Source organism: Grimontia marina, assembly GCF_900060185.1.
Classification (GTDB): Bacteria; Pseudomonadota; Gammaproteobacteria; order Enterobacterales; family Vibrionaceae; genus Enterovibrio; species Enterovibrio marinus.
The window spans coordinates 1-25,739 of record NZ_FIZY01000042.1 but is presented as its reverse complement, the minus strand read 5'-3'; the positions used below and the strand labels follow the sequence as shown (position 1 = coordinate 25,739).

Here is a 25,739-nt window from a genome sequence, read left to right as displayed (position 1 = left end):
ATAAAAAAGGGTGAAACGCCATGAAAGCATTTCACCCGCAATGTGAACTAATGATATGAAAAGGGACTACATAATAATAATACTACCGTTCTGGTAGGTTAATCCGCCCTGGATATCATCACTGATAAGGAATGCACCGTCCAAATCAACCAATACCGCGTTCGCAGCTATAGGCAGAGCTGCACGCATGGCAACCGAACTTCCAAGCATACAGCCAACCATGACTTGCATCCCATTTGTGCGTGCTGCTTGTTCTAATTCAAATGCTGCCGTTAAACCGCCGGTTTTGTCTAATTTAATGTTCACCATCTGGTATTTACCTGCCAAACCGTCAACATCATCTGCGGTATGACAGCTTTCATCTGCGCAAAATGGAATTGAGCTTGAAACCTCGCGCAAGACATCGTCTCCAGCCGCAGGCAAGGGTTGTTCAACCATGGCGATATTAAGCGGTGCTATTTGTTTAATCGTCGCCTCTATATCTAAATTTCTCCAGGCTTCATTGGCATCGACGATCAATGTGCTGTCCGGTGCCGCCGCGCGCACTGCAGATAAGCGCTCATAAACATCATCGCCATTGAGCTTTACCTTGATCAGCTTAGCGCCTTGTTCAACGTAATCTTTCGCCTCTTCAGCCATTTTTTGTGGTGTCGCTATTGAAACGGTCATCGCTGTTTGGATGTGATCCGGCAAAGAAAAATCATAGGGAAAGTTATCGGCTTCTAGATCCCACAATGCGCAATCAAGCGCGTTGCGAGCTGCGCCCGCTGGCAAGAGCACCTTCAACTGTGAGCGGTCGAAAACTTTTTCTTTTACCGAATCAATCTGTGCCAATACACTCTCAAAGGTTTCTCCATAACGGCCAGTTGGAGAGCACTCCCCAATTCCTTCCTTCCCGTCTTTCTTTATGGCGACTTGAATCACCTCCGCATGAGTTCGGCTACCACGGGAAATCGTAAAGGGGCGCTTTAAGGTATGAGTGACTATCTGTGCGTTGATTTGCATCTTAATCCCCGAAACTGCTGACCAGATGATCGACGATGTTTTCGACACCGAATCGGACTGGGTCTGTAGCAGGCAGTCCATGCTTTTCCTCCATCTCTTTAAGATATATCTTGGCTTCATCTTCAGTTAGTACCGAGGTATTGATTGCCATTCCGACAAAGCGAGGGTTCGGATTAGTGAGTTTTGCCAATCTTAAAGTAAGCTCCATGATGTCCTCCACTTTTGGCATAGGCATATATGGCATATGGCGTGTGTGTGGGCGATTCGCTTCATGGCAAATTACCAACGCATCCGGCTGTGAACCGTGCAAAAGACCCATTGTCACGCCCGAAAATGCGGGGTTGAGCAGGGAGCCTTGACCCTCAATCAGTTGCCACTCATCGGCATCGCATTTTGGCGACAAGGCTTCTGTTGCACCTGCGATAAAGTCTGAGATCACCGCATCTACTGCGATACCTTTGCCTTCCACCAAGATGCCTGTTTGCCCTGTCGCACAGAAGGTTGCTTTAATGTCGCGCGCTTTCATCGCTTTTTCGAGCGCCAAGGTGGTGAACATTTTGCCGACGGAACAGTCAGTGCCGATAGTAAGCAGACGTCGGCCAGAACGTTTTTTACCGCTACCCACATCCAGCTTTTTGACGTAGTAACGGAGGTCGAAAAGTTGAACGCCCGCCTTTTCCGCTGCAATAGCAATAGCTGGTACGTCTGCAAGACGCTGATGCAAGCCTGATGCGACATGCATTCCTAGTTCAATCGCTTCAACAATCATCGGAATCCACTGTTCTGCAAGGACACCGCCTGCATTTGCGGTACCCAGTACAAAGGTTTTCGCACCTTGCCTGTATGCAGTTTTGGCGTCCATTTCAGGAAGGCCGAGTGAAGGCACGCCATCATTCAAACGCAATTGTCCCAAACATTTCTCTGATCGCCAGTAATGAATACCGCGTGCGGTTTTGATAGCGAGTGGGTCGTGACTTTCGCCAAGCATAAGCAGGTAAGGGGCGGGTATGTTCATCGTTTTCCTTTTCTCTCGCACGCCTTAGCGTGCTGCATAATGTCCTAAAGTGATGTTTTCACTATAGGAGTGTCAGGCATTGTAGGAAAATGCCGTTTGTGACTTGCCCATACCGTTTCGTTATACAAAAGACATATATATGAGATATCTATCAATTTATGACTTCCTGGTAGTACTACAATTCCTATGAGACTACAGATTAGGTAAGGGAACTTGACTTGAATCTCGAAAGTAAATGGTTGGAAGATTTTCTGGTATTGGCAGAAACAAGGAACTTTTCCACTGCTGCAGGGCTGCGAAATATTACTCAGCCTGCTTTTTCACGCCGTATTCGCATGCTGGAACAATCCGTTGGCGCAGAGTTGGTTGATCGCACTCAAACCCCTGTTGCTTTAACAGCCAGTGGTCGAATTTTCCGAGTCACCGCCAGAACATTGGTGCATCAGATGGAAGAGGGGATTAGTCAGATTTCGGCACTCAATTATTCCGATGGCAGCGTGGTTCGTATTGCTTCTGCTCATTCATTGGCTCTTGATATGACATTAGCTATTCAGCAGGCTTTCACACAAGAAACTTTGCCGATGTTGAGTGTCGATGCGATGAACGTGGATGAAGCCGTAGACGCGCTCCAGCAAGGCGAGTGTGATTTGTTAATGGCATTTGAGAACCAACACCTGAAATTACCACCGTTTGATTACATTCAGGTAGGTCATGCTGATTTACTGCCAGTCACAGCGCCTAACGAAAAAGGTTTGCCAAAGTTTTCGCTCGAATCTAAAAAGGTGACACCATGGCTAGCCTATAACCCGACATCTTACATGGGAAGGCAAACCGACTCCCTTCGTGCTGAATTGAATCTAACAACCGTGTTTCTCTCTTCCATGGTCGACATGCTGAAACTTCAAGCATTGAAAGGTCAGGGTGTTGCCTGGCTACCGGACTTTTCGATTCGAGATGAAATCGGGGATGGTCGCTTGATAGTGATGGGAGATAAGAAGTATGTCCGTCAAGTGGCCTACTATGCGTATCGGTATCAATCCCGATTGCATCCATCGGGAGAAAAAGTGTGGTCGGCGCTGAAAAAAATTGCTACCGGTAACTCTCTCAACTAAATAGTGAAATTCAAGAAACAGTGGTTTGGCTGGAAAGATCTTGTCCGGTTGCTGCTATATTTTTCTAACACGCTGCCGATAACTAGAACAACTAACTAAACCTAAACAGCCTGCCTTCAAGATAAAGCTAGTGGCATTGAGAACAGATAGCCTATGTGCTGTTTGGGGGGACGACTTCTCTGTTGACTGGGGTTGAAGCAGAGATTCATTGACGCTGGGAGTGACATGCCGTTGAAAGAACCTATCCCGAATTTCGTCAAAGCCATGGGGCATCGCGTTGTCAGTTATATTTTGAACGTTTCCGAAGCGGAAGCGAGACTGGTGATGCAAGATCAGGCTCGTCTGAACGCGAAGCAAAAAGATACCTTATCTTCATACATCCAACTGTGCCGACAAATGCGCGCGGTGGCGGTATCACAAGGCGACATTGAACAGTCCTTCTTCCATCGTTTGCCTCTTGTGCTGCAAAATGGTCAACATATGTTTACCGTCTGGCGTCACCAAAACGGTGGCACGACGCCAGTTGTGAATGCGGCTGATCCTCTTGCTCGTAGCTTAGCCAAGGTTGCAGCGGAACTCTATCCGTTGTTTCTGGTTAAAGCAGGGGCTCGTCCTCATTTATTCTATCGTGCGTCTGGGCATCTAAGTGCAGCAATCATGCATTTGCCGAGTCAAAAATCTTTGTATCGACACTTTATCGAAGATCATTCTTTTGAACGGGTCTTCGAGACAATTGGTAATGAACCAAGTGAAACCTTTGGTCACTATGCCGATTCCAAAGGCAAACGTGGGGTGATCACACTTTCATCACTACCCGCTGCGCTTTTGATTAACAGCTACGACCTGATGCGTATACGTGGACCAATCTCGGTAGATACCTTCGTCGAAACTGTTCTAGAGATGCTTGAAATTGCGCGTAGTGTCGCTGATGGAGAAGTCGCGCAGATCCCTTTGTTTGTGGGTTTTCGAAATGCAGCCCTGACTGATTTTGATGCCTTGGATACCAAATGGGGAACCATTCGCCGCTATACGCCAGCTATCGCAGAGTATGTTCTTCAACTGCCAAGCCAAATGGCAAAACGCAAAGACAGCGGTTTTATGTTGGAATCCGGTTTTGCTTATGCGATCAACGTCGGTGATTTGTTGGAAGACGATGAATGGCCGGAAGATGTGATGGAAGCTGAAAGCGATAAAGTGGCTACGGAGCTCAATATTACGCTCTGTATGGCGATGTGTTTCCTAGAGCAGACACCACCATTTGTCGCACCAGAATGGGCATGGCATATCGATCCGTTTTCTTTGGAAGGGGCGAAGCAGATTGTCGATACGGTAAAAGAGGCGAACGAACCGGTTTCAGTGACCAACAGTGTGCTAGATGACCTAGAAAGCTGGAGTCTGCTTCTTGAGGATACTGACTCAACGGGTATTCGACTTGCGTTCGGTAGGTTATTCAGTGCGGCCCGACAGCCGGAACGGCTGGATGGATTGTTAGATGCGATTCTTGCTCTGCGAAATATTTTTGGGGCGGGAGCCCAAGCTGAGAATGTTGCACAGGCGGTCAGCGTGTTGATTCAAGGTGATGCTCAGGAGGCCGTTGAAGTTGCTCAAATGCTGACCCAGGACTGGAACTTGATACTTTCTGGCGAAGCTTGGTGGGATGCAGAGGAAATCCGTGAGAAAACAAATGACTGTATTTCGCTGTGTCTAACCTGCCTTCATCACTTGTACCTTAAGTTCCCGACGCTGGTGAGCGAACCGGACCGACTCAACCAGATCATTACTGCAAACAGAGAAAGCATTGCTAGTTAGTTCACGAATAGACAAGTGAAGCATTTCTCTTACTGAACAGTTTGTTGGAGCAATCAAACGCCGATTCTGTACAATACGGAATCGGCGTTTACATATAAAAAGAAAGGAGTCAGCGTGAGCACAAAAGTCAGCCAGATAAATGTATTTCCCGTTAAATCGGCAGGAGGCATCTCGCTCTCTAATGCTTGGGTTGAAAAAATTGGCCTGAGTTTCGATCGCCGCTTTATGGTGACGGATAGCACGGGGAAAATGGTCACCGGACGCACCGAGCCAAAGCTGACTGAAGTGTCGGTGGGTATTCAGTCCAATTGTATTACGCTGACTCATCCCACCATGTCTCCTTTGGTGTTGAAGTACTCTCAATTCTCCATGAGTGAAGTGCAAACGGGCGTCTGGAAAGACGAGTTCGCGGGTTACTCCACCACATCCACCGCCAATGCCTGGTTCAGTCACCTGTTAGGTGGAAATAAGCAATTGCTGTTTACGGGCGAAGAATCGTCGCCGCGTTACTCCCAAAGTGCGCAAACCCAGGTGAGTTTTGCTGATGGTTATCCGCTTTTGGTGATTTCAGAAGCCTCTCTCGAAGCATTGAACGAGCGCTCGCCAGATAAACACATCATGGATCAGTTCCGAACCAACATTGTCGCAACCGGTTGTAAAGCGTTTGAAGAAGACCGCTGGGAGAAAATCCGTATTGGTGGTGTGACGTTTCAAGTTGACCGTCCTTGCAGTCGTTGTGTGTTCACCACGCTGGATCTGGAAAGCGGTCGATTCCGTGTGAACGGCGAACCTATCACCACATTGAGCCAGTTCCGCACCGACAAAGACGGCAACGTGAATTTCGGCATGAATTTGGTTGCGCTGAATGAAGGTTTGATTTCTGCAGACGATGAGATCAAAGTCCTCGAGTACCGTGAGCCAGAAGTCTACGAAGACAACACTACGCCAAAGCTAAATCTCAAATGCAGCGAAGTTGAAGAGGTTGCACGAGATTTTAAAACCTTCTGGTTTACTAGCCAGCAAGGCACGTTACCAAGTTACAAAGCCGGTCAGCATCTTCCTATTGAATTGGATATTGATGGCGAACGCATCCAGCGTCGCTATACGCTGTCTTCCTCGCCAACTCGTCCCGAAACGCTATCGATTTCCGTTAAACGTGTCGATAGTGGTCTGGTGTCAAACTGGCTTCACGACAATCTAAAAGTCGGCGACAAAATCAAAGCACAGCAACCGGACGGTCAGTTCCACCTAAGTGATGATTCAGGCAAGCGTCAGATATTGCTCTTTCTTTCTGGTGGTAGCGGAGTCACACCCATGATGTCGATGCTTCGTGCGCTGGCAGATAACAACGAAATCAATGATGTGATTTTCCTGCATCAATGCAGTACAGAAGCAGATATTCCCTTCGCGGATGAACTGAAATCATTGGAAGATGCGCACGCGGGTCTAAAAGTCATGACCATACTCAGTCAGCCTGCAGCGGATTGGCAGGGAATGTTTGGCCGCTTGAGCCAGGAGCATCTCGCATTAGTGCCTAAACTCACTCAACGTGAAGTCTTTGTTTGTGGTCCTGAAGGGTTTATGGAGTCCGCCATGAATCTACTTGGAGCCTTGGGTGTGCCCGAAAGCAAACGCCACCAGGAGTTCTTCACACCACCAACAGTGGGCAATGACGCGCCAGCGATGGAAGTGAACATAAACATTGAAGGTGAGTTCATCCGCGGTGAAAACCAGCGTCCGATTTTGGTTCAGGCAGAAGAGGCAGGTGTCTATGTCGATTACAGCTGCCGCGCAGGCGTTTGTGGATGCTGCAAGCTTCGCTTGGTCGAAGGTGAAGTAGAACAACCAGATATGCCGGCTCTGTTCCCGGGTGAGAAAGAAGACGGTCTTGTGCTCGCATGTTGTTGTATTCCAAAAGGTGACGTCACTTTGGTCAAACCTTAAGCAGATAGCGGAAAACTAAAGATTTTTTCCATCAGCTAACATTAATAACTGCCACCATAGGCTATCATGGTGGCAGTTATTTTTTGGGGAATACGCAGTTGCGACTGCAAGGAAAACATAATGACAAGCACAAACAAAAAAGGTGCATTGCTGTTTGCCGGCGGTTTACTTTTGGGGAGACTGGTGGCCACTAACCATTGGTCTTCGGTTGAAAACGTCACTTCACTGCAACTTGATGACGTGAAGGCCGAGCTATCCGAGACAAAAGTTGCTTTGGCCGAAGCGCAGGAAGCGTTAGCGCAAGTCAACGTGCAAGGTGAAGCCGCGACAGAGCACGCTGAGTCACTCGCCCAGCAGCTCGAAGAAAAGCAGGCTGAGATAACAGCATTGAAAGCGACGCTGGGTGAAAAATCCCGCGCTTACGCAGGCAAAGCGGATGCAATGGAAAAGACATTGGAAGAAAAGTCTGTCGCCATTGCCCAGCTCAAAAAACGCGTTACGGACACCGATGTATTGTACGCTGAGCGTTACCGACTGACTAAAGCGGTCAGTGACCTGAATGAGAAGATCCTCAAAGGCGCGCACAAGCTGGAGCTCAGCCAGAAGGCATGCTCGGAGTTCAAAAAAGGTAATTCTTGGAACAAAGTATCGGAAAGTGATTGCGACAACTTCAACACGCTAAAAGCCGAAAACAACGCCATGATTGAGCAATTTGACCACATGAGCTCAGATCTCGACAAAGTGAAAAGGGAACTTGCAGCCTTTGGCAATGTGCCGCTTACTGACTATCCATAATCCGGATTGGGAGAGCCGAAACGCGACCAATTTATCTCCCTATCGCATTAAATTACTCCCTCTGAGACCAACAGGCCTGTTTAACAACTATGCTTATGGGAGTAAGGTCATATTTCTTTGAAAATTGCGTTATATTTCGCAGCCTTGCTTATGGCAAAAATACTAATCAATAGAATACGCAGCCGAATTTAGGGGTGGAGATTTTGACAACCCGAGTATTAATTACCGATGACTCTGCACTGGCAAGGAAGCAACTGGCGCGGTCGCTACCGGAATTTGTTAATGCAGAAATTACGTTCGCGGAAAACGGCAAAGTGGCCATTGAACAGCTACAGTCTTCCAGTTTTGATGTGATGTTTCTGGACTTAACTATGCCGGAAATGGATGGCTACGAAACACTGGAAGTGATGCGATCCAATAGCATCAATGTTCCCGTCTTTGTAGTATCAGGCGATATCCAACCGAAAGCACAAGATAGGGTGATTTCTCTGGGCGCAAAGGCTTTTGTAAAAAAGCCTGTTAGTCAGGAGAAACTCGTCGAGCTTCTAGAGCCATTCAAAAGCAGCGAACCTTCTGCACCACATAAACCCACTGAATTGTCAGAGGATATGAAAGTTGGTCGCCGGGAAATATATATGGAAGTGGTTAACTTGGCGATGGGGCAGGCAGCAGATTCGCTTGCGCGGTACTTTGACGTGTTTGTTCATATGCCTTTGCCTCAGGTCAATGTGCTTGAGGTAAGTGAACTGACAATGACGATCAAACATCTCGCCAACAATGACAGTATGAATGGCATTTGTCAGGGTTTCAGCGGAGAAGGTCTCGCGGGAGAGGCTCTGATGTTGATTTCAGACTCTTCGATGAAAGACCTATTGGATATTCTGGATTATCCGGATGATGGCAGCGTCAATAATAATCTCGAAGTGCTGGTCGATGTCGGTAACGTGCTGATTAGTGCTTTCCTGAGGGGGGTCGGTGAGCAAGCAGGTCTGGCGTTCGCGCAAAGCTATCCTGTTATTATTGGTCAACACCAGTCGGTTGAAAAGCTTGCGGAAACAATGCGTAGCAAGTGGAAACGCACAGTGACGATTGAAGTGAGTTATGCCATTGATGGCACCAACATCAAGTGTGATTTGCTGCTGCTGTTAGTCGACGAATCCTTGCCACTTTTGGATGCAAAACTGGCTTACTTAATGGATGACGAGGAATAACCATGATTGACTCACCAGAATTTGAACAATTCAACTGGATGGTCGATATGGTTCAGAATATCGACATGGGTTTGATTGTCGTCGACCGCGATTTTAATATCCACATGTGGAATGGCTTTATGGTGCACCACACAGGCAAACATCCAAACAAGGTTAAAGGGCAATCATTGTTCGATGTGTTTCCAGAGGTTCCTGAAAGTTGGTTCCGTGCCAAATGCCGTCCGGTATTTGAATTGAAATGCCGAAGCTTTGTTGTTTGGAAACAACGTCCTTATCTATTCCATTGCCGAAATGTTCGTCCGATCACTGGACAGGCTAGCTTCATGTATCAGAATGTAACCTTGAACCCTATGGTGAATATGCGCGGTGAAGCGCAACACATGTTTATCTCAGTAGCTGATGTAACGGGCGAAGCTCTAGCTTCTGAATAACAGCCGTTAGAACGAAAAAATGCCAGCGTTGTCGCTGGCATTTTTGTTGGTGAGATTTTACTAACCAAACAGGTTCGGGCTGCCACAGTTTGGTGCTTTGCGGGTTTGAGAGGGTAATTCGCTGATGGCTGCTTGTAAGTCAGCAATTCGGGTGTCGTGTGAGGGGTGAGTGGAAAGGATCTCCGGCGGCGCACCACCCGAAGCCTTCGACATATTGCGCCATAAGGAAACACTTTGGTTAGGATCGAAGCCTGCTTCGTTCATCAGTCTTACGCCAATCAAATCTGATTCAGATTCGTGAGTACGGCTGAACGGCAACAAAACCCCCACGTTCACACCAACCCCTAAGCCTGCCATGATGAGATCTGCATCAGCAGTTCCGGAGGCGCCAAGTGCAATGCTGGTAATTTGAAGGGCACTGTTGGCAGCCAGTGAGCTGGAAACGCGCTCGCTACCATGGTTTGCCATCACATGGCCAATTTCGTGACCGATGACTGAAGCCAGTTGATCTTGCGTCTTTGCTACTTTAAGTAGTCCGGTATACACACCGATTTTACCGCCAGGCAAAGCGAAGGCGTTGACCTGATCGCTGTCGAAAACCACCACTTCCCATTTATCAAAATCCGGCTGGGGTGGCGTCACTTCCAAAATCGCATCGGTTACGCACTGCACGTAAGCATTGGTCTTTTTGTCCGTGCTGATTTTCTCGTTTTGTTTCAATTCAGAAAAAGATTGAGCACCCAGTGTCGCCATCTCTGTACCCGAGACGAGAATAAACTGGCTGCGTCCGGTTGGCGAAGTCGTACAACCCGCAATCAACGCACTCAACAGCGCAGCAACGGCTGTATATTTGATTTTGTTGATTTTCATAACGCTATTCCTTAAGCCCTTAATAATCCTGGCTATATAGTATACCCAAACAACCTGAAGATACTCGCATTCAGAGGTCATCAATGCGTTCAATTCGAGGCAAATTCCGCGAGGAATAGTCATCCTATTTCCGTGGAATTTAACGAAGAAGTGGGCGCTTTGAGGGCCTCCCTTTGGGCGAGTTGACTGACGTCGTGCTCATTGTTGTTCCTTTTTGATGGAGATGACTACAACTGCAAAGGAACGCCGCGATCACAACGCCAGTCAATCTCGCTGAATCCTGCATCTTCAGGTTGTTTGGGTATAAATCATCGATAGACCTGATTTAAACAACAAAGACCCTTGGAGAGCCTTAAATGTCACCGATTGCGATAGAAGCCGGTAGCGAAAGGCAATGACAACAAAGATAATAGCTAAAACCATAAAAATCATTGAAGGGACTTGTTTTGTCTATCTGGAAGAAACCCATTTCACTTGAAGGCTTGAATGCCACTTCGAAAAACACCTTGGTGGAACATCTCGGTATTGTTTACACCGAATTCAGTGATGACAGCCTCACGGGCACGATGCCGGTAGATTCCCGAACGCATCAGCCATTAGGTATGTTGCATGGTGGCGCGTCAGTGGTGCTTGCAGAAACCTTAGGTTCACTGGCAGCCAATATGGCAGTGGAAGAAAACAAGTACTGTGTCGGTCTGGATATTAACGCTAACCATATTCGTGCTATGCGTTCAGGTCACGTCACAGGAACAGCCAAAGCGATTCACATGGGCGCGACCACACAGGTATGGCAGATTGAAATAACTGACGAGCGCGGCCGTTTAGTGTGTACAAGCCGTCTGACCATGGCGGTGCTGCAGCACAAAGGGAAATAGTCATGGTGATTACGATTCCCGGTGGCCGTGTGATTGCCACCATGCATGAAGTGATGGTGAAGTTTCAGGAAAACCAGATGACGCTTCAGGCACAGACTGATGATATCAGCCTGCTGGGCGCGCCCTGTATGCTGATTGCCAATGGCGGTACGGTGAATTGGAGCTTGTCATTAGGTTCAGAAGAAAACCTGAATGCTGTGTCAGAAGCGACAGGGATCGCCATTAAACGCTAGAAAAGGACGGAAAAATGAAAAGACTGATCGCTGCAAGTTTAATGTTCTTTGCGGGAGCCGCTTGGGCTGGCAAGGCTGATGTTGTGAACGCGACAGCGACTAAAAGTGGTGAGTCTTACCGTTTTTCTGCCACTGTCGAACATGCCGATGAAGGTTGGGAACACTATGCCGATGCCTGGCGAGTTGTCACCGCAGATGGCGAAGTGCTGGGAACGCGGGTGCTACACCATCCCCATGTCAACGAGCAACCCTTCACCCGCAGCCTTTCAGGTGTAATGATTCCGGAAGAGATTGCAGAAGTGTATGTGGAAGCCCATGACAGCGTGCATGGCTGGGGTGGAAAGCAGTTTAAGGTCACACTGAAATAGTTTCGAAAAGCTCCCCCTGCCTAATGGAAGGAGGAGCCTTCGATTAATATTCTGCCGTCACTTCGTAGCTGGTGAATTTGCGGATATTAATCACACCGGTATCGAAGATCAGATACTGGCCTTTAATACCTTTCAATACACCGGAAACCACAGGATCTTTATCGAAGTTCAGTGACGTAATCTTGGTTGGGTATTCCGTCACCGGAAAGCTGATGTCGATGATGTCGTTTTGAATCGGTTCAACGGCGTCAAAACCATATTGCAGGCGCAGGCTGTAAATCTTGGCATCAATTTGTGGCAGCAGTCGGCGCGCCTCTTCATGCAAATCCAACTCAACATTGTCACCTTTAAGCATCGCCCGCCAATTGGTTTTATCTGCCAGAAATTCCGCAATCGCAATTTCCACCAAACCAGACAGATGACGGCTTTTTACCTTCAGAATTGGCAGTGCTTGTGTCGCGCCTTGATCAACCCAACGGGTCGGGATCTGATTCGCACGGGTAATGCCGACCTTCAAACCTGAAGTATTTGAAAGGTAAACCACATGGTCGGTCATACAGAACTGTTCTGCCCACTCAGGCTCACGACAAGTGCCTTCAGCAAAGTGGCAGGTTTCCGGTTTCAGGATGCACATATCACAACGTGCCAGTCGCTTAGTGCAGGGGAAACAGTGACCCTGGCTGAAACTCTTGTTGGTTTTGTTACCACAAGCATCGCAATAGATATTGCCTGTGTACGTCAGTGTAAGAGATTTGCCAATCAGGGAGTTCAGGGAAATGTCGGTGTCACCAACAGGAAGGGAGTAATTCACGCCGTTATCCAGCGTGCTTTTCATTTTGCTCAGAGTGCCAGTAATCATTGTATTTTATTGTTGTCCTTCACGTGCAGAGATTCTACAACGAAAGGACAACCACTAAAACCGCGTTGAAAACGCTTTGATGCTTATTTAGCCTTAACCAAACCGTCGTTCAGGTCGTTATACAAAGACACGTCCAATACCAACATATTGCGGTCGATGTCTTCACTGATTTCGTCAATCACAAACAGATCAGCGTCTTTGTCAGTCAAGTTGGATTCGGCCAGATTAACAATGTTCTGGTTGATGTCGCCATGAATGGTCACTTCTTCTACCTTTTCGTAGTGTCCGTAATCTAGCATGGTGGCAGGAACCAATTCTGGTGCAGCAAAAGAGGGAGAAGAAATCAGCAGGGCAGCAGCAAGCAAAGGTGCTTTGGAAAAAGTCATTTCGGTGTTCCGTTGTTCTCGTTTTAGCGCATTGTAAATGCGGGTATTGCTTGTATTGTCAGTGAGATGTCAGAGCGGCTTTAAAGCGCCGCAAAAAGGGGCATTTGGGGTTTTTATCAGAAAACTACAAGTCGACAATCACAGGACAGTGATCGGAAAGACGATAAGTCGCCACAGCGTGATAAGAGTATTGATATTGACGCGGCTCCGGCATATTTGACAGTGGTACTGCGCCAGGACTAACGACGATGTGATCGATGAGTTTGCGGTAAACAACATGCTCCCAACGCTTGGTGCGATAGTTGTATTTTCTCGCTTTGCACTTCGCATCCGTATCGTGAGTCAGTTTTACCAGATTATCTTCGCCCACTTCCTTAATAAGCTGCTTCCACACCCACTCGTTCTTTTCGTTCATGTAGTGGTTAAAATCTCCGGCAATCACAAACTCCTGCCCGAGTTCGATGCGAGCGTTAATCCAGATCCCAAGGGCTTCGATTTGCTTATCGAGTTTCTTACAACTGTTGTTGCGACGGACAGGCGTTTCGAAACAGCCTGATTTTAGATGAATGGAAAGAAGATGCAGGGAAGGTTGGTTTTCGCGTACCACTTCGATATATGCACCATAACGCAAATCACCCCTAGATAGGAAAGTGGGTAAACTGAGCGGCTGATAATCCTGATGGTCGATGACCTTGATGCCTTTTTTGACTGCCCAGCCAGTGAACTGTTGGCTGCGGCGACTCTTCTTGAAATACTTTGAGCGATCGGAAAAGTAATAATCATACTCGTCAGGGTTTAGCACCTTTGCCAGAGAGGTTTCGCTGTCCACTTCCTGAAAAGCAATTAAGTCGGCATCAATCACTGAAGAGACGGTTTGCATCATCAAGTAATCTTCAGGCGTTCGTTTACTTTGAATGATGTCATCTTTATCACTCAGCCATTCCATGTTCCAGGTAGCGACAGACAAGGAAGCATACGCACTGGAAACCTGCAACAGCATTACCACGGGCACCACAAAAGCAAGCCAAGAACCTATGGTCCGCCTGAATAAAATACGCTGTCTTGATGGGCTCGCTGAATTCATTAAATGGTTGCTAAGTGGTTACTAAGTATTTGTTCTTAAAATAGGTGAGCTGAGAGTCAGAAAATACAAGGCTTTCAAGCTCATAGTAGTACATACGGTATCGCACAGTTTTTACAACATAAAGAATTTGGGGAGTCTGTAGCAAAATTTGACAGGCTTTTTTCATTTCTTGAAGTTTGTCCACACTAATCGACTAGATAGAAATCGCATCCCCCTAGGCCATGATCTAAATCAAAGTATCCCGTTCAGCTCGACGGTCTAATACACCACATATTGTAGTCCTAGCTTTGAATTCGCCCATATTTGGTATTTCTTGACGCCATTCACATTTGCGTGTAGGTCGATTGGATCTTGCTGGATCCTTGTTCGATTTCGATCAACTAACGCGAAATGGCGCGCTTTTTCATGGATATGGCTGACTACTTTCCCAGACGTGACGACTACTTACTAGCCAAAGTGGTCAACCTGATTTTCTTTCCCTTGCAGTAAAAGAGGGCCTATTTGTTGAGGAGCTATTTGTGAAACCTGTTGTCATCAAACGCGATGGAGGCCGCGTACCTTTCGAGCGCCAACGTATTCAGGATGCGGTACTGAGCGCGGCGTTTGCAGTAGAAGACATGGATCAAGCCTATGCAGCAGCAGTAGCAGATGGCGTGCTCGCGCAGTTTATGCGCAGCGATGAAGTGGATATCAATCAAATTCAGGATGCTGTAGAAAACCACCTGATGGCTGGGCCATTCAAGGCGGTTGCCCGTGCATACATTGAATACCGACATGATCGTGACAGCATTCGTGAGAAGAAAAGCCGCCTGAACCATGAAATTCGTGGTCTGGTTGAGCAAACTAACTCCGACATCCTCAACGAGAACGCCAACAAAGACAGCAAGGTGATTCCAACTCAACGCGACTTGTTGGCGGGCATCGTGGCGAAACACTACGCGAAGCAGTACATGCTGCCGAAAGCGGTGGTTCGCGCGCACGAGCAAGGCGACATTCATTACCACGATCTGGATTACGCACCATTCTTCCCGATGTTCAACTGTATGCTCGTTGACCTTGAGAACATGCTGACGCACGGATTCAAGATGGGGAATGCGGAAATCGACACGCCGAAATCCATCCAGACCGCGACAGCAGTAACGGCACAAATTATCGCGCAGGTAGCCAGCCATATTTATGGCGGTACCACGATTAACCGTATTGATGAAACCTTGGCTCCGTACGTTGAGATTAGCTACGAAAAACACCTGATGGTAGCGCGCGAGTGGGATATTCCAGATGCAGAAGGTTATGCCCGCGCGCGCACGGAAAAAGAGTGTTACGACGCTTTCCAATCGCTGGAATACGAAGTGAACACGCTGCACACTGCAAATGGTCAAACGCCGTTTGTTACCTTTGGTTTTGGTTTAGGTGAATCCTGGGCAGCGCGTCTTATTCAGCAATCTATTTTGCGTAACCGCATTGCTGGTCTGGGCAAGAACCGTAAAACCGCCGTTTTCCCGAAACTGGTGTTCAGCCTGAAATCTGGCCTGAACCTGAACGATGGTGAGCCAAACTACGACATTAAAAAGCTGGCGCTGGAATGTGCGTCAAAACGCATGTATCCGGACATTCTGAACTTTGACAAAGTGGTAGAAGTGACAGGCTCATTTAAAACCCCAATGGGTTGCCGAAGCTTCTTGTCTGCATATGAAGAAAACGGTGAACTGATACACGAAGGCCGTAACAACATTGGCGTTGTATCGATTAACCTGCCACGTATTGCGATTTGTGCCAATGGGTGTGAAGAAACCTTCTACAAACTGTTGGATGAAGTCTTAGCCGTTGCCCGTGAAGGTCTGGACACTCGTATTGCCCGTCTTCAAGGCGTGAAAGCCCGCGTTGCTCCAATCCTATACATGGAAGGTGCTTGTGGTGTTCGCTTGAACCCTGATGACGACGTTAGCGAAATCTTCAAGAATGGCCGTGCCTCAATTTCCCTTGGTTATATCGGCATTCACGAAACCATGAATGCGTTGTATGGCGTGGAAGAGCACGTTTACGATTCAGAAGCACTGCGCGAAAAAGCTCTGAACATTGTAAAATACCTGAAAGCGGCGACAGACAGCTGGAAGGAAGAAACCGGTTATGGCTTTAGCCTGTACAGCACACCAAGTGAAAACCTGTGTAGCCGTTTCTGTAAGATTGACACCAAAGAGTTTGGGCTGGTAAATGGCGTCACCGACAAAGGTTACTACACCAACAGCTTCCACTTGGATGTTGAAAAGAAAGTGAACCCGTATGACAAGATTGATTTTGAGATGGCATACCCAGTTATCGCGAACGGCGGCTTCATTTGCTACTGTGAATATCCAAACATTCAGCACAACGTTGAAGCGTTGGAAAACGTATGGGACTACAGCTACGAGCGCGTTCCATACTACGGCACGAACACGCCAATTGATGAGTGTTACGAATGTGGCTTCACCGGTGAGTTTGACTGCTCAAGCAAAGGCTTTGTTTGCCCAAGCTGTGGCAACCATGACTCAACGAAAGTGTCAGTGACCCGCCGCGTCTGTGGCTACCTGGGCAGCCCGGATGCGCGCCCATTCAACGACGGCAAGCAGGAAGAAGTTAAACGTCGCGTTAAACACATGTAAGCGAACGAGAATGAACTGCCACCAGTATTATCCGGTCGATGTCGTTAACGGCGAAGGCACACGTTGCACCTTGTTTGTGTCAGGGTGCGAACACCAATGCCGAGGCTGCTATAACCAAAGTACCTGGTCACCATCGTCTGGCGAGCTTTTCGATCAGGTGATGGAAGATCGCATCATTGCGGATTTGAATGACACTCGCATCAAGCGTCGTGGATTGTCGATCAGCGGTGGTGACCCGCTGCTTCCTGTCAATCTACAGAGCGTTCTTAGGCTGGTTCAACGCGTGAGAAACGAATGCGAAGGCAGAGACATTTGGATGTGGACGGGATATACACTAGCGAACCTCTCCGACGCACAGCGTGAAGTGGTGAACTATGTGGATGTGCTGGTGGACGGTAAATTCGAGAAAGCATTAGCAGATCCTTCGCTACCTTGGCGAGGCAGTTCGAATCAGGTTGTGCACCGTTTGACACCACGTTAACAAAGGTACGGTTGCAAACTGCTAATCTCATTTCCAACGCCGCTTCAATGCGGCGTTGTTATACTCAACATCTAGTTTGGTCAGGCAAAGTTCAGAAACATCATGTATTCTGGCTTCGTCACCATAAACAAAGAAACTTTCAACAATCCGCACTGTCCATCTCTATGAATTTGCTTTAACTACAAGGACATCGCAATGAAACATCGTATTGCTGCCTTCTTAATCTTCCTCGTTATGGGTTCTATCTCAGTCGCTTTTGCGGCCAGTTCACCAGACAGCTACGAACACCTGCCAGACGGAAAACTGGTGATGGGTGAGAAAGAGTGGGTCAGAGTTGACGAGATCAACGTTGTCGCTAAAGCCCGTGTGGATACAGGGGCAACAACTTCATCAATCAGTGCTATCGACATCGAAGAAATTGAGCGGGATGGAGAAGAGTGGGTACGTTTCCGGTTGGCGCATGACGACAAGCAAACCGACTTGATGGAATTGCCTGTCATCAGAACCGTACGCATTATACAGTCGAGCGCCGAAGGGTATGATCGCCGTTACGTGGTCGAAATGCCAATCACCATTGGGGATGTCACTGAAACCACAGAATTTACGCTGCGTGACAGACACCACCTGAATTTCCCTGTGCTATTGGGAAGGACATATTTAAAAGATGTCGCGGTCGTTGATGTCAGTCGAAAATATGTGCAGCCAAAGCCGGAAATTCTCGAGTAGTAAATCACACTTGACGAATTTACAGTCAAAAGCGCAATCCATTGATATTGGGTTGCGCTTTTTTAGTTGCGCGGCGCTGAGCTTTTAGTAATGTAGCTTCATTAGCAAACAGCACGGCCGTTAAATAAGGAAGTTATCGAATGTTAGATCTGCTATCTCCGGCGCTACAAGACCCAATTTTGTCTCTCTCCGTTGCTTTCCGCGAAGACAACCGCGCCGAAAAAATGGACCTTGGTATTGGCGTTTACAAAGACAGCCAGGGCAACACCCCCATCATGAAGGCGGTGAAAGCAGCACAGCAACAACTGGCCGAATCTCAAACCACCAAAAGCTATGTCGGTCTGGCAGGCAGTGAAGCCTACAACCAGGCGATGACAGATCTTCTTCTCAAAGGCACAGATGGCTATTCACGCAGCGCAGCAGTGCAAACACCTGGTGCAAGCGGTGCGCTGCGTATGCTGGCAGATTTAATGTATCTGGCAAAACCTATCACCACGGTATGGATCAGCAACCCAAGCTACGTGAACCACAAACCTGTGATGGAAGCGGCTGGCCTGACCGTGAAGTTTTATCCTTACTTCAACGCCGAGACCAAACAGGTTGATGCCGATGCCATGATTGATGCACTGTCAAAAGCGGGTCCTGATGATGTGGTGCTTCTGCACGGTTGTTGTCATAACCCGACGGGGGCAGACATTCGCCCTGAGCACTGGCAGGCGATTAATGATCTGGCACAGAAGAATGGCTTTACGCCGTTTGTTGATATTGCTTACCAAGGTTTCGGTGATGGTTTAGAAGAAGACGCAAACGGCCTGCGCCTGCTGGCGGATTCAGTAGAAGAAATGCTGATCGCAACGTCTTGCTCGAAAAACTTCGGCTTGTACCGTGAACGCACAGGTGCCTCGATTGTTATTGGTAAAAACGCACAAGAAGCAGGTAATGCAAAAGGGCGTATTCTCCAACTGGCGCGCGCAACGTACACCATGCCGCCAGATCACGGTGCCGCGATTGTAGAAACCATTCTCACCAGCGATGAACTGACCAAGCAATGGAAAGACGAGTTGGATGAGATGCGCGGACGAATCATTACACTGCGTGACGGTCTGAGTGCTGCATTGGCGAAGCGCACAGGTGATACCCGCTTTGATTTCATCAAAGAACACAAAGGCATGTTCTCCATGTTGGGTTTGACGCAAGAGCAAGTGGCAAAGCTGCGTGATGATTTCGGTATCTATGCGGTCGGTGATAGTCGTATCAACGTGGCGGGCTTAACCGAAACTCGAATTGATTACCTAGCCGACGCGCTTATTGCTGTTTCAAAATAATTAGATTTTGTTCTAATGAAAAATAAAGCCAGCGTTTGCTGGCTTTATTTTTTTAATTGGATTTCTTTATTTTTCTTTAAATACTAGGCTGACATTGACAGGCACAGTGCTGGAAATGTCAATATTTCCGACTGTCGCTGAAACTGCTTCTAGGTTTTCTTTGGGTATACCAAAAGTCGCACCACTGATAATTACTGGTTTGGTGGTAAATGCGAATATATTGTCACCTGATTTAACAATATTCATGTTAAGAGTGACTTCCTTAGTATTACCAAACAGAGTGACCTTTGCTGGAATTGCTTGTTGAAGCTGAGTGCTGTTTTTAACCAAACCTTCCATGGACACCTGGCCTTCTACTTTGAGCGTAGGAAATTTATTAGAGTCAAAGAAGAGATCGTTAAGACGCTGATTACGAATAGGAATACCTGTAGAAATCGAAGAGAGTGGTGCAGCAACACTGAAGTTTCCGGAGGCGTCAACAGAGCCTTCAATACCGCTTAGGTTGGCAGGCTCTATAACATAAGACTTCTTGATGGTAGCGAAACTGATTGATGAAGCTTCACTGTCTAAAGCGTAATCGTTCGAGGCAAGAGCGAGGGAAGGCGATAAAGACATAGCCAACAGTATTGCCGACGACATACGTTTCATTTTTAATTCCTTTTTATTGATTGACTTTTTATCTTTGTTGACAGTAGACAGTTTGTAAAAGTTTTTATTTCGATTTTTCTTTTCTAAATTTTCGATTGATTCCTATCTGTTTCAAGTGATTCAGAAATAAAACAATGGAAATGATATTTTTTATCCTAATGACTGACGACTTAAGTGACGATAATTCAACCTGACCAAGATGACGAACATATCAATCAAATGCTAGTATGTGTTTTCAAACTAGATATGGTAGTAACCTAATGAAAATACATCGAATTAACCCTACAAAACGTTGGTCAGATGTGACCGTTTTCAATGGCATTGCAAACTTTGTAGAAGTGCCTGAAAGCGACCTCAGTGCAGATATCAAAGGTCAGACACAACAAATATTTGCACAGGCAGAAGAAATGTTGGCGAAAGTGGGCTCAGACAAAACCCGAATTCTATCTGTCACTATCTACATTACTGACTTTGCAAATCTCGAAGCATTAAATGAAGTCTGGGATGACTGGTTTGAAGAAGGTACAGCACCAAGCCGAGCATGTGTGAAAGCGGAACTGGCTGACCCAGATTATCTAGTTGAGATGGCGTTTGTAGCTGCTGCTGGCGAAGAGTTCCGTTAAGCTGGAGCCTTGTCGCCTGAAATACAAACGCCCAGCAATACGGCTGGGCGTTTGTATACCCAAACGACCTGAATCCTGCATCTTCAGGTCGTTTGGGTATATATCTTGATAGAGCAAATTTAACTTTACACACGATAGGTTGAGAGCTGATCGTTCATTTGTGTCGAGAGTATTCGAAGGGATTCGCTGGCCTTTTGGGTTTCTTCAATATACTTAGCATTTTCTTTACTAATAGAGCCAATTTGAGAAACGTTGTGGTGAATTTCGTCAGCCACGACATGTTGGTCGCTTGCGACATTGTTGATGGAGACATTTGCCTCTGTCAGCATTTTTACAGCTGACAAAATGTGCTCTAAAACTTCACCGGCAGACTTGGCTTCCTCTAAATTAGAGACAGAAATTTCGCGGTTCTTTTCCATTATCGAGAGCATCTCATGGGTACCGTTTTGAAGCCGGTCTATCATCACTCGGATCTCTCCGGTCGAATCCTGCGTTCTGCTGGCAAGTGATCTCACTTCATCGGCGACTACCGCAAAGCCACGACCTTGCTCACCTGCTCGCGCAGCCTCGATGGCTGCATTCAGTGCTAACAAATTTGTCTGTTCTGCAATCTGGAGAATCACGTCAAGAATGCCACTGATATCGCCTGTTGCTCTGGCTAGCTCATTCACGACAGTGGTAGACTTAGCCATGGATTCGTCTTGGCTCTCCAAACTCAAAATCACGTTTTGAACCACAGCGTTACCGCGCACTACTTCTTGATCCACTTTGTTGATAGCGTCAGAGGCAGCATTTGCACTGTCGGTGACTGATTGGGCGGAATTGGTTAGCTTTAGAATTGAGTCTTCAGCACGATCGACTTCTTGATTCTGTTTACTCATTGCTGTTGATGAGTGAACAGCAATGCCGGCGAGTACCTCAGATTCTGAAGAGAGTTTGTTCGATGATGCTATCACCTCTTTGATGGTATTTTGAATTCTTTCGAGAACTTTATCGAAGTGCCTTGCCATGACACCGAATTCATCTGAAGCATTAGAGTTAAACCGTTTGGTGAGGTCACCTTTACCTTCCGCTATATCCTTAATGGTCGCGATAAAGGTATCAAGAGGTTTGGCGACAATTTGCTTCATTACAAAAAAATTAACCAGCAGGAATGCAAGCACAAAACAGACGACAACGGCGAACGCTTTTATCGCTGATTGGAAGATTAATGCAGAAACGTCCTCATTAGGATAGGCGATCACGACTTCGTAGCCCCATTTGTCATAAGGAAATCGAGCAACTGACCATAAGTCTGGGTTAACATTCAGCGCCAGTTCAACCATTGCAGCATCAACGGAATCCGAATGCATCCTGACGCGTTTTTGATTGTCCAAGAGTGCAACAAAACCGTTATTCAGTACCTTGGATTTACCAATGGTAGAAGCCAGTTGCTCTAAATCTGCTGAATACCCAACATACCAAATGCCGATCACTGAGTTTTGTTGGTCGAAAATCGGTTCATAAGCAGTCAGGTAAGGTTCTCCGAGGATATCAATTTTTCCGTAAAAGGCTTCCCCAGCTTTTATTTTCATATCGACAGCGCCACCGGGGGTTAATATCGTACCAGTTGCGCGTTTGCCTTTCTTTTTGACATTGGTAGCGACTCGCACAAATTCAGAACCATCTTTAGCGAAAAGAGTTGCGGTTCCCCCCATGGTGCTGGTTATCCTGTCCACAAGATCAAAGTTATTAGCTTGCGGATTTCCACCAAGATAGAGGTTTAAAGCTTCTCTGCTGTTGACCGTGACGCTTTCACCAAGGCGAGGAGGACCCAACTCCTGACCTTCTCTCTTTAGTAGCGCCATGCTAGCGCCAACGCGTTCCATGATCAGGCTATGTGTTGTGTCCATTAAGCCAATTAAATCATGGCTGAGGTTTTCCTTTTGGACATACACACTTTCTTTGATGTGATTGGTCTCGTTAATATTGGTCAGTACAAATGCAATAGCACTGGCAATAATGCCTAAGGTAGCTATGGCAGCAAAGAATTTACGTTGAAGAGACATTCTTTGAACTCCTTGTTAACCCTCTAAATAAAATTCGGAATGAAATAATGTGGTTGCAAGTAAAATGTTGCTAAATATTTCGTTATGAATGAATTCTAGATTCGAGTGTCAAGAAATTTGGGAAATACCGAACAAATATCAGCAAAATGTATTAAAGGTGAGAAATTTAGGTGTCAAAACATACAATTTTAATCAAATGGTTGCGTATAAATACAAAGAATAAGATTACAAAGCAGACTAGCTTTGTTCATGAATGGATATTTGATGGAGGGATAAAGGTAGATGCTTCACCTTCTCCCTTTGTCATGCCTGAACTGGCAAAGGAAGATGCCATTGATCCGGAAGAAGCTTTCATCGCTGCCATTTCCAGTTGTCACATGATGACCTTTCTATCCGTAGCGGAGAAACAGCGTTTTACGGTCGATAGCTATACCGATGAAGCTATCGGTACGTTGGGGGAGTTAGAGAATGGCAGAACAGCTGTTACGGATGTTGTACTGAAACCAAAGATTGTTTTCAGTGGTAATAATCAACCCACATCCGAACTGCTGTCAAAGATGCACAAACTGGCACACAAGCATTGTTTTATCGCCAACTCTGTGATCACCAAGATCACAGTTGAAAGTGATTAATCGTCAAATCGCTCATCGATAAAACGTTGTGACGGAACGAAATAATTAGTACCTGTTTTCGCTTCAACAAAATCAAGCAGCTTGTCGTAATCGCCGTTCTCATCGGCGGTGATCATCTGCTTTAGTGACGTTTCTACTACAGATGAAGACGCCGCGAATCCAACAAACATGGTACCGTGTTCAATGGCATTGCCGTAAGGGCGGTTCTGGCGATACATTTTGATTTCCTCGCCACCCACTTCCACCTTACTTTTCTCATTGTGTGCCCAAGCGGGCTTTTCATCATCACTGAGTTCAATATCATCCATCTTAGTGCGACCAACCACTTTTTCTTGTTGTTCGGTAGGCAGAGCGTCCCAATCCTGATGACGGTCGATATACCTTTGCACAGTGAGATAGCTACCTCCCATTTCGCTGTCATTGCCTTCCTTCACCAACACAGCTTCTGCGCGTTCCTTATCTAATGGATTTTCTGTACCGTCGACAAAGTCGATCATGTCGCGGTTATCCAGATATTTGAAACCTTGAATGTCTTCAGTCAGTTCTGCTATATCCGCCAAGGCACGTGCTGCGTATTTGGCGACCTGAAAGTTCAGATCCTTACGTTCTGATTTCACCATCAGAAAAATGTCGCCCGAGGTGGAAGGGAAAAGGCGAGGGCCGTCCACCAGTTCTCGGAAGTCATGGAGCTCAGCAGGCTTTGGTATATCGGGAAACAAAATGGGCCAGCTGTTGGCAGAAAACCCCATAGTGACAGACAAACCGGCAGAGGAATCTTTCTGTCGAATGGATTTTTCAATGCCCGGTAGCTGGGAAAGTGCCTCGTTGATCTGGTCAATATTGAGCCACTGATCTTTAAGCGTGAAAGTCAGAAATTCAGCATGGGTAGTAGGATTAGACAATACACCTGGCTGCGCCAGCGACACGAGCTCGTTCATAGATCTTCCTGTTGGTAGAAGTGAGAAATCCCAGTGAGAATAGAACAGGAGAGAAGTTCGAGGTGGGGTAGGAATGAGACGTCAGGTAAGAACAGACACAATCCTACAACAAGCTTGTTGATGTCCCGTTTTACATACATAAAAGATTCATATCATTAGACTTCTTAGGCAAGCGCAACTAAGATAAATTTTCTTTAAGTTAATTCAGTTGCATATAGGGAAAACATGCTCTGGCATAAGGTTCAAAACCAGCTAGAACTTCACGATATTAGCTTCATCGTTGGCCCCAACCGCTCAGATAAAACTAAGTTTCTGGTCGAACAATATGGTGATATGCATTTCGCCATTGATATCTCTAAAGCCACGCTTGCCTACTGCGGAGGCGACACTACCATCACTGATGCCGAATGGCAGCAAATCGTACAACGCGATTACCCATTTATCACCGTCGATGATGCCCATCTTTTAAACACAACTGATCTTCTCAAGTTGATTGAAGTTGCTGTCGAAACCAAAAAGCGTCTTTATATGTCATGCAATGAAACCATTGTTTCTGATCTGCCAGCATTGTTGACTCATGCCAGAAAGCATTGCCTTTCAGTGGTTAAACTGGAAAGGCTGACCGCGAATGACGTGTGTGCGTGGGTGTTGGGGGAGTTTGGGTAGGGTTTTGTATTCTTCCCTTTGCAAGGGGAAGGTTAGGGGATATTTGGTTGGTTTTTCCCCTTTCCTTGTTGGCAAATGCAAAACCAGTCAGTCTTACGTCAAGAAATCTAGATAGATTTCCTAATACAAAATCAGAGCTTTGTAGACACACGCCATCTTGTCGTGTTTTCTCGTTCGTGATTATGCGTCGTATGATAATACTTTTTTAAAACATGCGCTTATGCTGAGTCCAAGTGTCCAGCGGATGCGTAAAAATCCTAAAGTGATGTGTTTAATTACCCCACTTTGGGATCTAATTAATTGTTATAAGCCTAGAGGAAAATATGAGTGTTGATATAGAAAAGGCCTATCAATTATCGGTGGATATTAATAAGTGCCATGAAGGTTTAGAGATCTCGGTTGATGATGATAAGTTCTTTCCTTCTCTTTTTCATTCGACCGTAATTGAACACCATAGAAGCATCATTCTGTTAGTTGAAAGAAAATTGTACAGTTCTGCTTGTACCTTGTTACGCCCCCTATTTGAAGCATATGTTAAAGGCTTATGGTTTACACATTGCGCAGAAGACAAAGATTTTGTTGCTTTACGAAAGGATAAGTTCAACAAAACTTTAGGGGTAATGGTCTCTGAAATTGACTCGGTAAAAGGAAGTCAACTAAATAACTGATCCGAATAGTGCTACATTTTCGCCGTGCCGTGGCAACCTCCCGGGTACGGCGATACGTTATCCATAAAGTGCTTCACCTTCCTGAGCAATTGCCACATATGTTTACACCTGTGATTCCGAGTAATTGTCTCATGGAGAGCATTCCACAATCGTTCTATGACGTTGACCCAAGGGCAATAAACGGGCTGGAACAGCAGCCTGAACTTTGGGTTCTTCTTGAGCCAAGCCTTCGTTTTTTTACTTTTGTGGATGATGTAGTTATCCAGTATCAAGGTGACACTTTTGGCTCGGCGGTAGTGCCACTTTAGCTTCTCCAGCATGGCAATGAATAGGTCTGAGTCTTTCTTT

27 protein-coding genes are annotated in these 25,739 nt (G+C 46.5%); 17 read left to right on the top strand and 10 right to left on the bottom strand.

From position 1 onward, the window contains the following. Positions 1 to 66: 66 nt before the first annotated feature. Both GMA8713_RS18575 and dgcN read right to left on the bottom strand, forming a co-directional pair. Positions 67 to 1,005 carry an enolase C-terminal domain-like protein gene (locus GMA8713_RS18575; RefSeq protein ID WP_062713046.1) on the bottom strand — a complete coding sequence of 313 codons (939 nt, stop codon included), beginning with the start codon at positions 1,003 to 1,005 and terminating at the stop codon, positions 67 to 69. 1 nt (position 1,006) lies between these two features. Further along, positions 1,007 to 2,020: an N-acetyltransferase DgcN gene (dgcN, locus tag GMA8713_RS18570; RefSeq protein ID WP_062713044.1), complete on the bottom strand. Its 1,014-nt coding sequence runs from the start codon at positions 2,018 to 2,020 to the stop codon at positions 1,007 to 1,009. 218 nt (positions 2,021 to 2,238) lie between these two features. Here dgcN and GMA8713_RS18565 point away from each other — a divergent pair, with 218 nt between their 5' ends. From GMA8713_RS18565 to GMA8713_RS18540, 6 genes are all read left to right on the top strand, one after another. Further along, positions 2,239 to 3,132 carry a LysR substrate-binding domain-containing protein gene (locus GMA8713_RS18565; protein WP_062713041.1) on the top strand — a complete coding sequence of 298 codons (894 nt, stop codon included), beginning with the start codon at positions 2,239 to 2,241 and terminating at the stop codon, positions 3,130 to 3,132. A gap of 225 nt (positions 3,133 to 3,357) precedes the next feature. Then, on the top strand, positions 3,358 to 4,941 hold the full coding sequence (locus GMA8713_RS18560) for a hypothetical protein (protein WP_062713040.1): 1,584 nt from the start codon (positions 3,358 to 3,360) through the stop codon (positions 4,939 to 4,941). Positions 4,942 to 5,055: 114 nt separating this feature from the next. Continuing rightward, positions 5,056 to 6,885, top strand: a complete 1,830-nt coding sequence (locus GMA8713_RS18555) for a hybrid-cluster NAD(P)-dependent oxidoreductase (RefSeq protein WP_062713038.1) — start codon at positions 5,056 to 5,058, stop codon at positions 6,883 to 6,885. A gap of 120 nt (positions 6,886 to 7,005) precedes the next feature. Continuing rightward, complete coding sequence (locus GMA8713_RS18550) at positions 7,006 to 7,680, top strand: hypothetical protein (RefSeq protein WP_062713036.1); 675 nt, start codon at positions 7,006 to 7,008, stop codon at positions 7,678 to 7,680. 203 nt (positions 7,681 to 7,883) lie between these two features. Then, complete coding sequence (locus GMA8713_RS18545; RefSeq protein WP_062713088.1) at positions 7,884 to 8,891, top strand: response regulator; 1,008 nt, start codon at positions 7,884 to 7,886, stop codon at positions 8,889 to 8,891. Positions 8,892 to 8,893: 2 nt separating this feature from the next. Continuing rightward, positions 8,894 to 9,322, top strand: coding sequence for a PAS domain-containing protein (locus GMA8713_RS18540; RefSeq protein ID WP_062713034.1), 429 nt, complete (start codon positions 8,894 to 8,896; stop codon positions 9,320 to 9,322). 60 nt (positions 9,323 to 9,382) lie between these two features. Here GMA8713_RS18540 and GMA8713_RS18535 read toward each other — a convergent pair whose 3' ends face one another. Continuing rightward, a complete protein-coding gene (locus tag GMA8713_RS18535) occupies positions 9,383 to 10,192 on the bottom strand; it encodes a M48 family metallopeptidase (RefSeq protein WP_062713032.1) in 810 nt (269 codons plus the stop codon). Between the two features lie 446 nt (positions 10,193 to 10,638). Here GMA8713_RS18535 and GMA8713_RS18530 point away from each other — a divergent pair, with 446 nt between their 5' ends. Genes GMA8713_RS18530 through GMA8713_RS18520 form a run of 3 tightly spaced genes read left to right on the top strand, consistent with a single transcriptional unit; the run spans position 10,639 to position 11,668 of the window. Continuing rightward, complete coding sequence (locus tag GMA8713_RS18530; RefSeq protein ID WP_046305285.1) at positions 10,639 to 11,067, top strand: hotdog fold thioesterase; 429 nt, start codon at positions 10,639 to 10,641, stop codon at positions 11,065 to 11,067. 2 nt (positions 11,068 to 11,069) lie between these two features. Next, positions 11,070 to 11,300, top strand: coding sequence for a DUF3389 family protein (locus GMA8713_RS18525; RefSeq protein WP_046305287.1), 231 nt, complete (start codon positions 11,070 to 11,072; stop codon positions 11,298 to 11,300). Positions 11,301 to 11,314: 14 nt separating this feature from the next. After that, on the top strand, positions 11,315 to 11,668 hold the full coding sequence (locus tag GMA8713_RS18520; protein WP_062713030.1) for a hypothetical protein: 354 nt from the start codon (positions 11,315 to 11,317) through the stop codon (positions 11,666 to 11,668). A gap of 43 nt (positions 11,669 to 11,711) precedes the next feature. Here the strand turns inward: GMA8713_RS18520 and GMA8713_RS18515 are convergent, their stop codons facing one another. The 3 genes from GMA8713_RS18515 to GMA8713_RS18505 form a co-directional block, all read right to left on the bottom strand. After that, positions 11,712 to 12,527, bottom strand: coding sequence for a DUF2797 domain-containing protein (locus GMA8713_RS18515; RefSeq protein ID WP_062713028.1), 816 nt, complete (start codon positions 12,525 to 12,527; stop codon positions 11,712 to 11,714). Positions 12,528 to 12,610: 83 nt separating this feature from the next. Next, the gene (locus tag GMA8713_RS18510) at positions 12,611 to 12,913 is read right to left on the bottom strand and encodes a hypothetical protein (protein ID WP_062713025.1); all 303 of its coding nucleotides are present in this window, start codon (positions 12,911 to 12,913) and stop codon (positions 12,611 to 12,613) included. Positions 12,914 to 13,037: 124 nt separating this feature from the next. Continuing rightward, positions 13,038 to 13,997 (bottom strand): endonuclease/exonuclease/phosphatase family protein, encoded by a 960-nt coding sequence (locus GMA8713_RS18505; RefSeq protein ID WP_232314487.1) that lies wholly within the window; start codon positions 13,995 to 13,997, stop codon positions 13,038 to 13,040. A 518-nt stretch (positions 13,998 to 14,515) separates the two neighbouring features. Between GMA8713_RS18505 and nrdD the strand changes: the two genes are divergently transcribed. The 4 genes from nrdD (at position 14,516) to GMA8713_RS18485 (ending at position 19,168) form a co-directional block, all read left to right on the top strand. Continuing rightward, positions 14,516 to 16,636, top strand: a complete 2,121-nt coding sequence (gene nrdD, locus GMA8713_RS18500; protein ID WP_062713021.1) for an anaerobic ribonucleoside-triphosphate reductase — start codon at positions 14,516 to 14,518, stop codon at positions 16,634 to 16,636. A 10-nt stretch (positions 16,637 to 16,646) separates the two neighbouring features. Beyond that, the gene (nrdG, locus tag GMA8713_RS18495) at positions 16,647 to 17,117 is read left to right on the top strand and encodes an anaerobic ribonucleoside-triphosphate reductase-activating protein (RefSeq protein WP_062713019.1); all 471 of its coding nucleotides are present in this window, start codon (positions 16,647 to 16,649) and stop codon (positions 17,115 to 17,117) included. 195 nt (positions 17,118 to 17,312) lie between these two features. Beyond that, the gene (locus GMA8713_RS18490; protein WP_062713017.1) at positions 17,313 to 17,843 is read left to right on the top strand and encodes an ATP-dependent zinc protease family protein; all 531 of its coding nucleotides are present in this window, start codon (positions 17,313 to 17,315) and stop codon (positions 17,841 to 17,843) included. A 140-nt stretch (positions 17,844 to 17,983) separates the two neighbouring features. Next, complete coding sequence (locus GMA8713_RS18485) at positions 17,984 to 19,168, top strand: amino acid aminotransferase (protein ID WP_062713015.1); 1,185 nt, start codon at positions 17,984 to 17,986, stop codon at positions 19,166 to 19,168. Between the two features lie 66 nt (positions 19,169 to 19,234). Here GMA8713_RS18485 and GMA8713_RS18480 read toward each other — a convergent pair whose 3' ends face one another. Further along, positions 19,235 to 19,816 (bottom strand): YceI family protein, encoded by a 582-nt coding sequence (locus GMA8713_RS18480; protein WP_062713013.1) that lies wholly within the window; start codon positions 19,814 to 19,816, stop codon positions 19,235 to 19,237. 260 nt (positions 19,817 to 20,076) lie between these two features. On the opposite strand from GMA8713_RS18480, the gene GMA8713_RS18475 reads away from it, so the two are divergent. After that, entirely contained in the window at positions 20,077 to 20,439 is a 363-nt protein-coding gene (locus tag GMA8713_RS18475) for a RidA family protein (RefSeq protein WP_062713012.1), read from the top strand. A 125-nt stretch (positions 20,440 to 20,564) separates the two neighbouring features. On the opposite strand, the gene GMA8713_RS18470 is transcribed toward GMA8713_RS18475, so the two are convergent. Further along, positions 20,565 to 22,487, bottom strand: a complete 1,923-nt coding sequence (locus tag GMA8713_RS18470) for a methyl-accepting chemotaxis protein (RefSeq protein WP_062713010.1) — start codon at positions 22,485 to 22,487, stop codon at positions 20,565 to 20,567. 170 nt (positions 22,488 to 22,657) lie between these two features. On the opposite strand from GMA8713_RS18470, the gene GMA8713_RS18465 reads away from it, so the two are divergent. Beyond that, a complete protein-coding gene (locus GMA8713_RS18465; protein WP_062713008.1) occupies positions 22,658 to 23,119 on the top strand; it encodes an OsmC family protein in 462 nt (153 codons plus the stop codon). Here the strand turns inward: GMA8713_RS18465 and GMA8713_RS18460 are convergent. Further along, positions 23,116 to 24,057: a Dyp-type peroxidase gene (locus GMA8713_RS18460; RefSeq protein ID WP_062713006.1), complete on the bottom strand. Its 942-nt coding sequence runs from the start codon at positions 24,055 to 24,057 to the stop codon at positions 23,116 to 23,118. The genes GMA8713_RS18465 and GMA8713_RS18460 overlap by 4 nt on opposite strands. Before the next feature lie 225 nt (positions 24,058 to 24,282). Between GMA8713_RS18460 and GMA8713_RS18455 the strand changes: the two genes are divergently transcribed. Both GMA8713_RS18455 and GMA8713_RS18450 read left to right on the top strand, forming a co-directional pair. Beyond that, positions 24,283 to 24,723, top strand: a complete 441-nt coding sequence (locus GMA8713_RS18455; RefSeq protein ID WP_062713004.1) for a hypothetical protein — start codon at positions 24,283 to 24,285, stop codon at positions 24,721 to 24,723. A 323-nt stretch (positions 24,724 to 25,046) separates the two neighbouring features. After that, positions 25,047 to 25,391, top strand: coding sequence for a DUF6988 family protein (locus tag GMA8713_RS18450; protein ID WP_232314486.1), 345 nt, complete (start codon positions 25,047 to 25,049; stop codon positions 25,389 to 25,391). 11 nt (positions 25,392 to 25,402) lie between these two features. On the opposite strand, the gene GMA8713_RS18445 is transcribed toward GMA8713_RS18450, so the two are convergent. Beyond that, on the bottom strand, positions 25,403 to 25,711 hold the full coding sequence (locus GMA8713_RS18445) for an IS630 family transposase (RefSeq protein ID WP_062711365.1): 309 nt from the start codon (positions 25,709 to 25,711) through the stop codon (positions 25,403 to 25,405). Positions 25,712 to 25,739 lie beyond the last annotated feature (28 nt).